The organism is Pseudoalteromonas sp. SR44-8 (genome assembly GCF_014163635.1).
In the GTDB taxonomy this organism is placed as follows: domain Bacteria; phylum Pseudomonadota; class Gammaproteobacteria; order Enterobacterales; family Alteromonadaceae; genus Pseudoalteromonas; species Pseudoalteromonas rhizosphaerae.
The window spans coordinates 74352-88523 of the sequence record NZ_JACJDS010000020.1 but is presented as its reverse complement, the minus strand read 5'-3'; the positions used below and the strand labels follow the sequence as shown (position 1 = coordinate 88523).

Annotated in this window: 10 protein-coding genes; 3 read left to right on the top strand and 7 right to left on the bottom strand. The window is 41.2% G+C overall.

Annotation, left to right across the window (positions count from 1 at the left end; translation table 11 throughout):
* Positions 1 to 185: 185 nt before the first annotated feature.
* The 4 genes from H5183_RS11905 to H5183_RS11890 form a co-directional block, all read right to left on the bottom strand.
* A complete protein-coding gene (locus tag H5183_RS11905) occupies positions 186 to 593 on the bottom strand; it encodes a diacylglycerol kinase (RefSeq protein ID WP_182731772.1) in 408 nt (135 codons plus the stop codon).
* 57 nt (positions 594 to 650) lie between these two features.
* The gene (locus tag H5183_RS11900; protein WP_182731771.1) at positions 651 to 2639 is read right to left on the bottom strand and encodes an LTA synthase family protein; all 1989 of its coding nucleotides are present in this window, start codon (positions 2637 to 2639) and stop codon (positions 651 to 653) included.
* A gap of 164 nt (positions 2640 to 2803) precedes the next feature.
* Complete coding sequence (locus tag H5183_RS11895; protein ID WP_182731770.1) at positions 2804 to 3475, bottom strand: START domain-containing protein; 672 nt, start codon at positions 3473 to 3475, stop codon at positions 2804 to 2806.
* 31 nt (positions 3476 to 3506) lie between these two features.
* Positions 3507 to 5027: a CYTH and CHAD domain-containing protein gene (locus tag H5183_RS11890; protein ID WP_182731769.1), complete on the bottom strand. Its 1521-nt coding sequence runs from the start codon at positions 5025 to 5027 to the stop codon at positions 3507 to 3509.
* A 214-nt stretch (positions 5028 to 5241) separates the two neighbouring features.
* On the opposite strand from H5183_RS11890, the gene H5183_RS11885 reads away from it, so the two are divergent.
* Entirely contained in the window at positions 5242 to 5841 is a 600-nt protein-coding gene (locus H5183_RS11885; protein WP_145235175.1) for a TIGR04211 family SH3 domain-containing protein, read from the top strand.
* A 484-nt stretch (positions 5842 to 6325) separates the two neighbouring features.
* Here H5183_RS11885 and H5183_RS11880 read toward each other — a convergent pair whose 3' ends face one another.
* Complete coding sequence (locus H5183_RS11880; protein ID WP_145235173.1) at positions 6326 to 6808, bottom strand: winged helix-turn-helix transcriptional regulator; 483 nt, start codon at positions 6806 to 6808, stop codon at positions 6326 to 6328.
* 170 nt (positions 6809 to 6978) lie between these two features.
* Between H5183_RS11880 and putA the strand changes: the two genes are divergently transcribed.
* Positions 6979 to 10782 carry a bifunctional proline dehydrogenase/L-glutamate gamma-semialdehyde dehydrogenase PutA gene (putA, locus tag H5183_RS11875; protein ID WP_145235170.1) on the top strand — a complete coding sequence of 1268 codons (3804 nt, stop codon included), beginning with the start codon at positions 6979 to 6981 and terminating at the stop codon, positions 10780 to 10782.
* Positions 10783 to 10890: 108 nt separating this feature from the next.
* On the top strand, positions 10891 to 12087 hold the full coding sequence (locus tag H5183_RS11870) for an HD-GYP domain-containing protein (RefSeq protein WP_182731768.1): 1197 nt from the start codon (positions 10891 to 10893) through the stop codon (positions 12085 to 12087).
* Between the two features lie 47 nt (positions 12088 to 12134).
* Here the strand turns inward: H5183_RS11870 and H5183_RS11865 are convergent, their stop codons facing one another.
* Both H5183_RS11865 and H5183_RS11860 read right to left on the bottom strand, forming a co-directional pair.
* On the bottom strand, positions 12135 to 13160 hold the full coding sequence (locus tag H5183_RS11865; RefSeq protein ID WP_182731767.1) for a general secretion pathway protein GspB: 1026 nt from the start codon (positions 13158 to 13160) through the stop codon (positions 12135 to 12137).
* Positions 13161 to 13173: 13 nt separating this feature from the next.
* Positions 13174 to 14091 (bottom strand): ExeA family protein, encoded by a 918-nt coding sequence (locus H5183_RS11860; RefSeq protein WP_145235164.1) that lies wholly within the window; start codon positions 14089 to 14091, stop codon positions 13174 to 13176.
* Positions 14092 to 14172 lie beyond the last annotated feature (81 nt).

The following is a 14172-nucleotide window of genomic DNA, read 5'->3' as shown; positions in this document are numbered from 1 at the left end:
ATAAATACAGTGATAACAAGGCGTAAATTTTGACATGTAGTTGTTCTACTTGAAAAAATTATAACGCAGTTAGCGCTTTATTTAGCTCGCTAGAATGGTTAAATATTTAAGTCGATTGGTATAACTAGGAGCTTGGGTGTATTCGAAGCTTGTCGCTCAAAGCCAGTGACGTTTTACCTAACTTCCTAACCTATCAATGTAAGTATCTTTTCATACCCAGCCACAGCCCATACAATAAACAACACTATCAGTGCTAATGTTACAGCCGCTGAAGCGATATCTTTCGCACGCCCTGATAGCACGTGGTATTCAACACCTACTCGATCTGTTAATGCTTCAATTGCTGAGTTTAGCAACTCAACAATCAACAATAACAAAAAGCTGATTACAAGAAGTGCCCAGTGCTGCAATGATTGTGCTAGCCAAAATGATAACGGCAATAATACTAGCCCTAGCGCAAGCTCAGTGCGAAAGGCCGATTCTTCCTTAAATGCAGCTTTAAAACCTTTAATTGAGCACTTGGTTGCTTTAAAAATGCGCCCAATCCCTATGCCGTTGGGTTTGTTTACTAAATTAATTTCTGGTTTAGTCATTTTATGATCTTTAGCGTATAGCTTTTGCTTATCGGGTGATGGGCCAAACACATTACCTTAATCCATGCCTTGAGTTAATAACTGCCAGGCTGTCGCCATATACTGGGTATATGCTTGCTCTGCCTGCGCATCAACTTCGACAAATTGCGGTGGTGTTGTCGGTAAAAGCTGAGTTTTATCCCGCTCATTGACCCTATAATACTCATAAAGTGCCGATAAATCACCACGCCAAAGCTGCTCATTGTGACGTATTGTTTGAAAACCAAATACCCTTCGATCTGGCGCTGCATTAAATAATGATTGTCCCATGCTATAAAACTGAGTATTTGCTGGCGCAATTAAATCTAATAATGTTGGAGCGATATCCATATGGCTTGCCACTTGTTGTGCTGGCACTAAATCTGCGCTAACACCTTTGCCATAAATCACTATCGGCACATGGGTTAACTCATATAAATTTGGACGCTTGTGAAAGTTACGACGACTATAATGATCCCCTGTAATGACAAATAATGCATCTGGATAGCGTTGCTCCATCTTAGCCACAAACTCACCCAGCATTTTATCTGCATACCACAAGTGCCCTAATACATACGGATCTAATAACTCCCCTTCTAATCTATTTATCTCTGCAGGGTAATCTGCAGCCGACTTATAAGGGTAGTTATATTTGTCTAAATCGAGATTAAACGGGCCATGATAACTACCAGAGAGAATCACATTAAAACTTTTCTGTGTGGTTTTTTCTGCCACTAAATCAAATAACTGACCATCATCAATGCCCCAGACTCCTGCACTACCTTTACCGCCAGCATCGGTAGCTGAATAGACCTTATCAGCACCTTGAGATAGAACGTACTCACCGACATTCTGCCATGATAATAAACCACCATAAAAAAACTGGCTGGTGTACCCTAAATGCTCTAATTGATTAAATAACGATAACTTGCTGCTTGGTTTTTGTGGCCCAATCAAACTCATATTAACCCCTGCATAAGGGATCCCAGATACAATACTGGATAGCGAATTCATAGTACTGCTAGCTGCAGGTAAAACGTTATCTAGGTAAATACCTTTACTAGCTAGATTTTTTAACTGATTGGTTAAATTAAGCGAAGCATACTTCTGTTGTAACGGCCAAGAATCATAGCTTTCCATAACAATCACGAACACGTGTGACGGTGCAGCTAACAAAGGTGCTGTAGTATATTGACTCAATGCGTTTAAAGGTAAGACATCAAGCACTGAGTTATGATTTAAATATGGATTTTCGCCGTCTACGCCATGACTTTGTAGATCGTTGTAATCTTTAATGGCATATAAAAAGCTGCGAAATGGATTGATCACTAAATTATTAATAAATGGGTCCGGCGTTACCGCAGACCACTTCCGTGAAGCCGGACGTGACTCAAAAGAACCTCGAATAGCACAGATAAATAACACCACTATGATGCTAATTAACAACGTACGCTTCCATTTACAGTCAGTAAAAATGCGCTGTAAAAAGCTATTCGACTGCTTATCAACGCGATGACATAACTTAAATGCAACCACTAACAGTGTAAATAACCCCAGTAAACTTCCCCATGGCCGATATTGTTCAATCACGGTTAAAGCAATTGCTTGCTGATCATCGTGCAACCCTTCAAACATAAAATAATTGAATTGACTGCCGTACTCTGAAATATACGTAATACTAGTTATACAGAGTAAAATAGCGACTACAAAAAAGAGTTTACCTGTAAAGTTACGCACCATTCTTACCCAATGACCTAAGCGCATCGGCTGTAAAATACAATTTAATAAAAAGGGGATGCTAAAACACACACCACTGGCTGCTGAGTCAAAAGCAAATCCTGTTTCTAAGGTGTTTAAAATGACATCAAGATCTATTGGTGCAGTGATTCGGTCATGAAAGTAGACTAAAAAGAAAATCCGAAAGCTCATAAACAATAAAACACCCGCTAGCCATAATGTAGCGATGCGCCAACTTTCGTTAACAAATGAAAACCAACGGCTTGAGCCTGCAAGTGATGAAGCTAACACTATACTGTCCTTAAAGTAGTATGTTCCCAGGGTGGGAATATTACCGATTTAAGTTACAGTAACAATATTTTTTTTGTAATTATTTGTAATAAATATTTAATAAAAAAACAGTAACAAGAAATTAACTAGCCATCTAGATTATGTCGATTGTTAGCATTAATACGCTATTGTTTATTGGTATGACTACAATTGCCAACTTGGCTTACTTGCTGATCTGTTTGATAGGTTTTATTGATTAAGCGTAATTTAAGAGCAAGCAAGGTATGCATCGCACTTTTTAATCCCACTTTATTGCTTAGCCAATAAGGAATTGCACCACCAGGGTTGGCGTATATTTCATATGTTATGGTTAACAATGATTGCCCTTCACTGCTATGCTGGGTTAATAACCAATGTGCTTTTAGATCTGTGATACGGATCACAGCTTGGCGCTTTGCAAGCTCCCCTGTTTTTGCTGCAATCGTTAACTTCGTCTGAGTGTCGTTCAGTTGTTGGTAGCATGAGTAACTCACCATATCGCGATCAGCGAGCGGCCACGGCGAGTCAAACTCGGTATGTACAATAGTTTCTGAGGGGCTTACTCGTTCCAACACTTTCACATGGGTAACATTATCAATCCATAACGGCGCGCTGTCAGTATCACTTAGCAATGTCATAAAGTCATTGGCCGTGACGCCTTCAACAGTGATCTCTGCCTGCACTTCAAAAATACCATTGTCATGTTTTTTGTAGTACACACTTGCACCATCACGCTGTTTCCAGAGTTGCCAATGCTGAACATCACTGATCGCATCAGCACTAAAGAGCAGAATTAGTAATAATACCCGCCGTACCATGTGTATTCCCTATGTACTGGCTTAAAGGCGATTACTGCCAGTAAGGTGATATTTTATATGAAGCTAAGCGGCTTTGTTCCATTGCGTCGACCAAGAATTCAGACTTTCTTTCAAGCCAGCTTTGAATTTTTGCCAGCTCTTCATCATCTTGTCCTGCACATAACTGCTTTAGATACTCAAGCGTGCTGAGCTCGTACATGCCGTGTGAAATATCTAACCATGGAATACGAAACTCACTGCGTTCATCTTTTTCAAATAACGAACCTAAACAGTTACCACTGAGTAAGCTGTTTTCTAAACGCATGCGTAAATCCAAGTAATCCTTAACTGTCAGTGTTTTTTGTTCTGGAAGTAATTGATGAAGGTCTTGCCAATCTTTTTCAAATAATCGATTAGCAATCTCAGCGACTGGTTTTTCAGCTGCTTGAAACTGTACTTGTCCCCAACTTTTACGCCATTGCTTATCCACCAGCCAGGTGGTTAAAGATAATAATAAGCGGTTATAGCGAGCGCTATGAAACAACCGATTAATATCATCAATACTTGGCTGTAGCTCTTTTAAGTCATTAATAACTTGCGTTAACTCAGGTGCACTGTTGATTTTTTTATAGTATGCGTGGCGCTTAGAAGTATATGTTTTTAGTTGAATCGCGTTTTCAACCCATGCTAACTCACTTAACAGCCATTTTAGCTCGGTGCGTAATAGCTCGGTGGTGCTTTTATCAACAATATCGTCAAACAACCAGAACGTATGACGGATTAAACTAATACCATCGGTCACTCGTTTCAGAGTTTTTAAACTCGGTTTATCGAAATAACACTGTTCATGTTTTTGTACAAAACGAATACCAAAGCCAATTGCGGCTACAAGTGCTTGCTCTTGTGTTGCATATTTAGGTAACGATACAAAGCCAATTGATTTACTTGGCTTAAGTGGTTTTTCATCCGCAAGGCGATAACCACGAGCCGCTTTAGAATATAACCCTAAACGAATATTACTTTGACTCACTAACTTATCAGCTAAAGCAAATAATTCATCGCGGCTGCCTTCAACCAGTTCAATTTCAAGCTCACAAATTGGCTCCATCAAACCCGATGCAGATACTTCGCCTTTATCTAACACTACCTCAATTTTAGCGCCACTGTCGGTTTCAATAAGCCAAGTACGACGAATAAAGTTAGTACTAAAAATAGGATAAAGATTAGCGGAAATTGCACTTATTTGCATACCATGCGGCCAAATACTGGCATCAAATGCAGTTATATTTGGTCGGCTACTTTCCAGCGGTAAATTATATTCAGGTCGTTGATGCAACCCGCCCATAACTTCTCCAGCAAGCTTGATAGTTTGCTCACATTGATTATCAGCACAGCGGGTACGAAAACCGATATCGAGCGCTCTTAATTCACGGCTTGGCGTGTCAAAATAAGCATTTTGTAAACTACGCGAAGGTTTATTAGTAACCGTTTTTGCAAATTGAGTAATTAACGCGGGGATCAGTGGGATTACGGCGTCTGACACCAAAAACTTCAGTTCTATCTCAGTATCCATTAGGCTTGAGGATTACCTTTAAAATAAATAAGAGCTCAAAATAAACAAAGCTGCTCAACATTGCAAATTTTTTAGCTTATTTGAATCATGAAACAGCAGCCATGATTACAATATCAGTCTTGCTATTAGGGCGCTAAATCCATACTATCTCAATACTTAACTATGAATAATACGATTGCTGTCCCACAGACGGTTACATTAACAGGGTAGATTGATGTTTAAACATTCTTTATTAGCTTTGCTATTCGCGGCGGCCGCATTTATGAGTCACGCAGAAGAAAGCAATTCAGCTAGCGATGCAAACACCGCTTATATAGTCGATAATCTTTATACATTTATGCACTCTGGCGCGAGTAAAAATTACCGCATTGTTGGCTCTGTTGATGCTGGTACAAAATTAACCCAGCTATCTGCTGAAGAAAATGGCTTTGTTAAAGTTATTGATGATAAAGAACGAGAAGGCTGGGTAGAAGCTAAATTTGTTTCTAAAACTCCTGGTATTCACCAACAATATCGCACGCTCAGTGCTGAAATGGCATCAATGCAAGAGCAACTTCGTCAAGCACAAATTGAATTGCCGCAGCTGCAAGAGCAAAGCCAAACTTTAACTGACCAAAATAGTGCTCTATCAGAGCAGATTACTAAATTAAAAAGTACCTTAGAAGTTGAACGCACTGAAAAACAACAAGCCGGTGCAAAAGAAAAACGTCAGCTACTAACTTATGGCGGAGCAATTGCCTTCATAGGTCTATTTTTAGGTATTATTTTGACTATCGTATTATCGCGCCGTAAACGTTACGACGGCTGGGCTTAATCGATAACCGCTATATTTGATATTAAAAAAGCACCCTTGGGTGCTTTTTTAATGCGTGGGGTAAACCCGCGCCTACGTATTGGTAGCAGCGAGTTTACCTCGCGACTGTTTATACCTTTACACAAACAAACCTATTTAACCACCGAGGGCACAAAGGCGCTGCGCGCTACACAGAAAAACCAAAGTAAAAAATCACTTATTTCTTCTCTGTGAACTCTGTGTTCTCGGTGGTGAATTAATCACTGACAGAACTTGAATCTATTGCGCGGGGTAAACCCGCGCCTACGCATTGGTAGCTGCGAGTTTACCTCGCGATAAAGCCCATTATTTACCACTGAGGGCACAGAGGCGCTACGCGCTACACAGAGAAACCAAAGTAAAAATCACTTATTTCTTCTCGGTGGTGAATTAATCTCTGAAAGAACTTTAATCTAATTGCGTGGGGTAAACCCGCGCCTACGTATTGGTAGCAGCGAGTTTAAATTTAAGTATCGAGTCTGAGCCCAGTGTCTTGTTTAATTTTTTCGATCACCATATAAGTGTGGTGCGTACCAACTCCCGGTATATCGACTAAATCACCAAGCACTTGACGGTATTCATCCATATCCGAAACCCGAATCTTTAATAGGTAATCATAGCCACCAGCAACCATGTCGCACTCAACAACTTGCTTGATTTTTAAAATATGTTCACGGAACACTTTAAATACCGCAGTATTTGACGTCACTAACGACACTTGCACATGCGCGACTAAGCTTTGATTAAGTTTGGCTTCGCTCAACTTGGCAAAGTAACCTTCGATATAACCTTCTTGTTCAAGCCGTTTTACTCGATCAAGACACGGGCTGGGACTTAAGTTAACCTGCTTTGCGAGGTTAACATTAGAAATTCTGCCGTTTTTTTGCAGAACGTCTAAAATTGCTAAATCGATACGATCGAGCATGCGTAATCTATTCGGACTTGTCATAACAGAATTTTATGCGGATAAGTTTAAAGTATGCCCTGTAAATTATCGTAAAACGCTAAATTTAACCAGCATATTCTGCTGGATTTTAATTAGAATGCACGCATTACGTACATAAAAATCGGGCAGCGAAATTTTTTAGCTGCAAGACTCCATACACCAGAGGGTTGCTTATGTTATTTGACGGCGATTTGACAACAACGTGTCCAATCAGACAAAAAATCCGTGACTTTTATCGCATTGACGAAAATGCTGTAATTGATCATATTTTACCGCTTGCTGAAGTAGGCGTAAAAGCTCGCAGCCGTGCTTGGGAACGTGCTCGCCAGATAGTTCACACTATTCGTCGCGATCAAGATGGTCAAAGCGGTGTTGATGCACTACTTAATGAGTTCTCACTCTCTAGTGAAGAAGGTGTGGTATTGATGTGCTTAGCTGAAGCATTGCTTCGCGTGCCAGATAAAGCCACTCAAGACACGCTAATTCGCGATAAGTTAGCCAAAGGCGACTGGAGCTCTCACTTAGGCAGCAGCGACTCACTATTCGTTAATGCGTCATCTTGGGGTCTATTAGTGACCGGTAAAATGGTTAACTACACTGATAAAACCAAAGAACAGCAGTTTGGTGTACTGAAAAAAACCATTGGTCGTTTAGGCGAGCCGGTTATTCGTAAGTCAGTAAACTTTGCCATGAAGATCATGGGTAAGCAGTTTGTTATGGGTCGTACAATTAACGAAGCCATCGAACGCGCTGCAGAAAAAGAGCAAAAAGGCTATGTATATTCATACGATATGCTTGGCGAAGGCGCTCGCACCATGAAAGATGCACAGCGTTACTTTAATAGCTATATGAATGCGATTCATGCTATTGGTAAAGCGGCAAATGGCCGTGGCCCAATTAAGAGCCCTGGTATTTCAGTGAAACTGTCTGCGATCCATCCTCGTTATGAGTTCACTCATAAAGAACGTGTCATGAACGAAATTGTGCCTAAGCTTAAAGAGCTGGCCATGGCAGCTAAAAGCTACGATATTGGCTTTACTGTTGATGCTGAAGAAGCTGATCGCCTTGATATTTCACTTGATGTAATCGAAGCAGTATTTAGTGATGATGACCTAGCTGGTTGGCATGGTTTTGGTTTAGCTGTGCAAGCGTATCAAAAACGCGCAATTTTTGTGATTGAATGGTTAACTGAGCTTGCCAGCCGTGTTGGTCGTAAAATGATGGTGCGTTTAGTTAAAGGTGCCTACTGGGATACCGAAATCAAAACCACACAACAAGATGGTTTAGAGCACTTCCCAGTATTTACTCGTAAGGCAACAACCGACGTATCTTACAAAGCATGTGCTATCAAAATGCTAGAAGCACGTGATGTACTTTATCCACAGTTTGCAACCCACAATGCCTACACTGCGGCAACAATTTTAGAAGTTGCTAAAGGTGATAACCAAGGTTTTGAATTCCAACGCCTGCACGGTATGGGTGAATCATTATTCGACCAAATCGTAACTGAAGAAAAAATTCAGTGTCGTGTTTATGCCCCTGTAGGTCAGCACGAAGATTTATTGGCTTATTTAGTGCGTCGTTTACTTGAAAACGGTGCTAACTCATCGTTTGTTAACGCCATTGTTGATACCACTAAACCTGTTGAATCGTTATTACCGGATCCGGTAGAAACACTGCAAGGTTTGCGTAACAAGTACAACACGCAAATTAAGATGCCAATTGATTTATACGGCGCTGAACGTGCTAACTCAAAAGGTATGGATTTAACCGATATCAATGTGATCACGCCATTCAAGGAAAATCTTGATAACTGGTTTGCAGAGCACCGTATTAGTGAAAGCGATATTCCTGAAGGTTCAATTGCAGTTAAAAACCCTGCCAATCATCAAGAGATTATCGGTCATATCAAGCTACAAAATAGCGATGATATGCTCACTCTACTAAGCAATGCAGAAACCGCCTTTGAGTCGTGGTCACAAACGCCAGTTAAAGAGCGCGCAAACCTATTACGCCGCATTGCTGATATTCTAGAACGTCATCACGACGAACTTGTGGCTATCTGTATCAAAGAAGCCGGCAAAGTAGCACAAGATGGTATTGACGAAGTACGTGAAGCGGTTGATTTTTGTCGCTACTACGCTGCTCGCGCCGAAGAGCTAAGTGAAGATGAGCGTTTTGAAGCCCGTGGTGTGATTTTATGTATCAGCCCATGGAACTTCCCACTAGCAATCTTCTTAGGTCAAGTTGCTGCAGCAATCGTAACTGGTAACACTGTTATTGCAAAGCCAGCTGAACAAACTAGCTATATTGCACTGCGTACTATTGAGCTTATGTTATCTGTTGGTTTACCAGAGCATGTGGTACAGCCTGTTATCGCACGTGGTAGTGAAGTAGGAAAAACCATTGTTCCTGATGAACGCATTCAAGCGGTTATGTTCACAGGCTCTACTGAGACCGGTACCATCATTTCTCAAACACTTGCTGCACGTAATGATCTTCAAGTACCGTTGATTGCCGAAACAGGCGGTCAGAACTGTATGATCGTAGATTCAACAGCACTGCCAGAGCAAGTCGTTGACGATGTGATCAGCTCTGGTTTCCAAAGTGCTGGTCAACGTTGTTCTGCACTGCGTGTATTGTTCATTCAAGAAGATATCGCAGATAGCGTAATTGAAATGATCAAAGGCGCGTTAAAAGAGCTACACATTGGCGATCCATCATTACTATCAACCGATATCGGCCCTGTAATTGATGAAAAAGCCTTGAAGAACTTAAACGAACACGTTGAGTACTTAAAAGGCAACGCAACACTGCATTATGAGTGTGATATTCCAGATAACAGCGAAAACGGAGCGTATTTCTTTGCGCCACGTTTATATGAAATCAAAGATCTATCTGTACTGAAACGTGAAGTATTTGGCCCATGTGTGCATATCATTCGCTTTAAAGGCACAGAACTTGATAACGTGATTGACCAAATAAATAACACTGGGTTTGGTTTAACCATGGGTATCCATTCACGCATCGAAGAGCGTTGTGAATACTTAGCAAAAATGTCGCGTGCCGGGAACGTCTACGTTAACCGTAATATGATTGGCGCGATTGTTGGCGTACAACCGTTTGGTGGTCGTGGTTTATCTGGCACCGGACCTAAAGCAGGTGGCCCTAACTACTTAACTCGTTTAGTTAAAGAAAAAGCATCGCCTGAAAACGTGCAAATGACTAACTTGACGCCAGACGAGCTTGACACTCACCACTATTCAGGTGCTGCTGAGCAAGTCGAGAAGTTAATGGCAAATTCAATGCGCGATGAAAAAATTTGGCGCGCAACACCACTGAACGATCGTGTTTCAGCGGTACGTCAGCTATTAGCTAAAGTTGCCACAGTCGATATTATCGATGAACTAGCCGACGATTTAGCATTAACACTTGCCGATGCACGTGCCCAGCTTAATCGCCTTGAAAAGCACATGCGTAAGTTTACTACTTTGCCGGGGCCAACAGGTGAATCAAACACCCTTCACCTTGAAGCGCGTGGTTGTGTGGTTTGTTATGCAGATAAGAGTACCTCGTTTAACTTCTGGGCTATTTCGATCATCACAGCTCTTGCTGCTGGTAATACCGTGATCACCGTAGCATCTGAGTTATTCTATGACGAAGCGGTAGCCTTTAAAGATAAATTTATCTCAACTGGTATTGCTGAAGGGGTATTCCAAGTAGCTAAGCCGAATCAGTTACAAGCTATTTTGGCGCACCCTCATTTAGCAGGTGCTGTTGTTGCAGCGCGCTCATCGCGCTTAGGTTACTTCAGTCAACAGCTGGCACAACGTAAAGGAGCTATTTTGCCAGTGATCAGTGCTGAGTACTACGACACGCTAATCAAACGCTTAGTAACAGAAAAGACCATAAGTATTGATACAACTGCTTCGGGCGGTAATACATCACTAATGACTTTAGTTGAAGATGACGAGTAGAGTTTAAGTAGATATTAACAAAGGGCGCTAATTAGCGCCCTTTTTACTACTTATCCAGTAAAAAGTTTGCTAGTTTTGTAGTACGTTATTTATTATGAAGTAAATACATTGAAAATTATCCCAATCGATCAGCTTATGCCAGGTATGTTTGTGCATAGCGTAACTAAACAAACTGGTAAAATTAAAATCAAAAACCAAGGTTGGGTAAAAACGCAAGCAGGCGTGCAGCAGCTTATAAAAGCCGGTATCTTAGAAATCGAAATTGATCCTGATAAAACCATCGTTGAACTCACTCCTATAGCCACAACAAACGATATAAAGGTTGAACCGCCTAAACAACGTGATCCTTGGTCTACAACACACAGTGTTGAGCAAGAGATGGACAAAGCATTTAAGCTCTACAGCGAAGCAAAACAACTGCAAAGCAAAGCATTTACCGATATAAAAGCCGGTAACACTATAGATATTGCCCCCTTTAAAGAATTAGCTAGCGGCTTTATTGATTCGGTATTTCGTAATCAAGATGCCCTAGCATGCATCACCCGTATGCGTGAAAAAGACGCCTACCTACTAGAACACTCGATCAACGTCTCGATCTTAATCAGTATTTTTGCCAAACACTTAGGTTTTGAACGAGCGCTTATTGAAGAACTTGCCACCGGTGCGCTGTTACATGATATTGGTAAAATTCAGATACCGGATGACATTCTTAATAAGCCGGGTAAGTTAACCGATCAAGAATATAAAGTGATTCAGGATCATGCGCGCTTTAGTAAAGAAATTTTAGAACTGGCGGGCCTTAAAGGCATTGCTGTCGATATTGCAAGCTTTCATCATGAGCGACTAGATGGCACGGGTTACCCGTTTGGCAAGCGAGCTGATGAAATAAGCCAGTACGTGCGTATGGCATCGATTGTTGATGTCTATGACGCACTTACCGCAGAGCGTGTTTATAAGGCCGGCATGGAGCCAATCAAGGCCTTTAAAATACTCAAAGACGGTTGTCCAGATAGCTTTGATGGCGAGTTACTGACTAAATTTATTCAGTGTATTGGCGTTCATCCAGTTGGCACGTTAGTTAAACTGTCGAGTCAAAAAGTCGGCCTAGTGACCAAAAGCAACCCTAGCAGCCCTCTTAAACCTCAAGTGAAAACTTTTTACAATGCAAAACACGCTCACTACACACAAGTTCAAGATATAGATCTGGCGCACAACCGAACTCAAGATTCGTTAGAATCCGCCATTAAACCAGCGGATTTCAACATTGATTTAATTAGATTTTTCAAAAATTCAATTTTGCCGTAATAATCGCCGAAAACGAAATTGGCCTGCGCGAAGTAGCTATCTAATCTTCACTCGGGCCAATCTTGCAGCGCTTTTAAGCTAAATTCATAATCATCAAAGCTCAGCACCGTTTGCTCTGGAGTGATCTCTAATACTCTTAAGTCCCCAATGCTATCCCCCTCATACAACTCCCGATTATTGAGCTTAACCCAACGTTTATCAGGTGATGATGAGTAAATATGCGCTTGGTATTTAATTTCTGGCATCAATGCCAACAAAGCATCAGGTAGTAACTCAATCGGCTCAGCATAAGATGAATTTTTAGTGCCTTGCGTTACTTGATGAGATTGGGTGCTTTGAGTATCTTCGATAGCGCGAGCAAAGGCATTTTTAAGCGCCGTTGGCACAGTTTCAAGTTCTTCATCGCTTACCGTTGCAACCGGCTTTGATTTCTCACTAGTCGGTTCGCCAAGAGGCTTCCCTAATACTTTGTATTTACTCATATCGATATTGCTAGCGCTATTGTTAATCATTGGCTGCATTTGCACTGCATTAGGATTATATTGCTGCTGAGGCGCTGCATATACTTGCTGATAACCATTAGGTGTTTGCACCAGTATTGGCTGACCTTGCGGATAAGCTGGTGCAGTATTTACTGGCACTTGCACCCACTGATATTGCCCTGTTGCTTGTTGGTATTGCTGAGGTTGAACAAATTGCGGCTGAGACATCGGCTGCGTGCTAGCAACTTGCGCTGGGCTAGTTTGTACTGGATTTGTTTGCACAGGTATCGATTGCTCAGGCTTCACTGTGGCAGGCACAGGTGTTTTGTCACCAACAGGCTCCACTGATTGATCCTGAACACTCGTTACCATTTGTTCAGGGGTATTTAAATGATTTTTTTGTAACCATTTACCAATTGAAAACCCTGCCATCAAGGTCAGTAAAAAAGCAACCAACAAGCCAAGCGAAATCGCAATAAAACGATAACGCTGTAGTTCTTGCTGCTGTTTTAATTGCTCAGCGTTTCTGTCATGTGCTGACGCTTCATCATGTTGTTCTGATTGTTTTAAGGCATCTAATAAATACGACATATATGACCATTAATTAAAGAATGAACGACAAACCAATACCCAGACTGAGCACAGTTAAAAATGCCAACGGATAGAGCCAATTAAACGACGACTGCTGCTCTATGCTAACGGAACTTAATGCACTCGGCGGTAACGCTTCTTGTGCTGAGCGCATTACTATATCACTATCAATCATCGTTAGCTGCTTAGAAAAAGCTCCCATTAAACAGCGTTCACATAATAAATTTACTAAACGCGGAATACCTGCAGTAACTAAGTGAATCGTTTTTAACGCATCATTTGAGAATAGTCCCCGATCACAACCTGCAACATACAAACGATGTTTAACGTAAGCAAAAGTTTGTCCTTCAGTTAACGGTAGTAAATGATAACGAGCAGTGATCCGCTGCGCTAACTGACGCAACTCATTACGCTTTAATAAAGCCTGTAATTCTGGCTGACCAACCAATACTATTTGTAGTAATTTTTTATGATTTGTTTCTATGTTAGTTAATAAACGAAGCTGTTCTAGTACGTCAGGGGCTAAAAGCTGAGCTTCATCAATAATCAAAATAGTGTGGCCACCAGCTTGATGATTTGCTTCAAGATGCTTTTTAATTGCATCAGTTAAGGTTTTTAACGTCGCATTTTGCTCGTCATAAACAATATGAAATTCATCGCAAATACTCGCTAACAGTTCCAATTGTGACAGTGCTGGATTATGGATCAACGCCACTTGTGTGTTTTCAGGTAACTGCTCTTGCAAACTGCGGGTTAAGGTCGTTTTCCCTGTTCCCACCTCACCGGTTAACAATACAAACCCACCGGCTTCACCTAAGCCATAAGTTAAATGCGCCAACGCCTCTTTATGGCGTTCGCTTAAAAATAAGTACTGTGGATTTGGCGCGATTGAAAACGGTTTCTCTGACAAGCCAAAATAGCTTAAATACACCCTAAATTTCCTTACTGATTAAATCACGGCCTATAATGGCAAAAAAACAGCGTAAGTGAAAACCTTGTTAGCGTTTTATTA